This window comes from Asticcacaulis sp. AC466, from assembly GCF_000495815.1.
Lineage (GTDB): Bacteria > Pseudomonadota > Alphaproteobacteria > Caulobacterales > Caulobacteraceae > Asticcacaulis.
The window spans coordinates 1-340 of the sequence record NZ_AWGE01000064.1 but is presented as its reverse complement, the minus strand read 5'-3'; the positions used below and the strand labels follow the sequence as shown (position 1 = coordinate 340).

The 340-nt window shown below is 52.1% G+C and carries 1 protein-coding gene; it reads right to left on the bottom strand.

Annotation, left to right across the window (positions count from 1 at the left end):
• Positions 1-11: 11 nt before the first annotated feature.
• Positions 12-340 (bottom strand): IS5/IS1182 family transposase (locus AEAC466_RS0123070; RefSeq protein ID WP_023460312.1); only part of this gene is annotated, 329 nt, incomplete at its 5' end.

The window sequence follows — 340 nt, the reverse complement described above, 5'->3', positions numbered from 1 at the left end:
AGGTTCGAGACTCAATCAACCCACCATGTGATTGCTATTGCGATAGCGACGGTAGCAGAAAAGTTCGCTGCGAGTTTATCGTATCGTGTGGCGATGCGTCGCCAGTCCTTTAATCGGCAAAACATCCGCTCGATCTGGTTGCGCTTTTTGTAAGCAATGGGATCGAACGGATGGAACCGCTTTCGCGTTTTGTTGTTTGGAATGACAGGTATTGTTCCACGCTCCACCAAGAATTGGCGTAAGCCATCACTGTCATAGGCGGCATCTGCGGATAGAGTTCGCGCTCTAGGTAGAGGAGCGATAAGCGGTAGGGCTGCGCGAATGTCTCCCAACTGGCCGG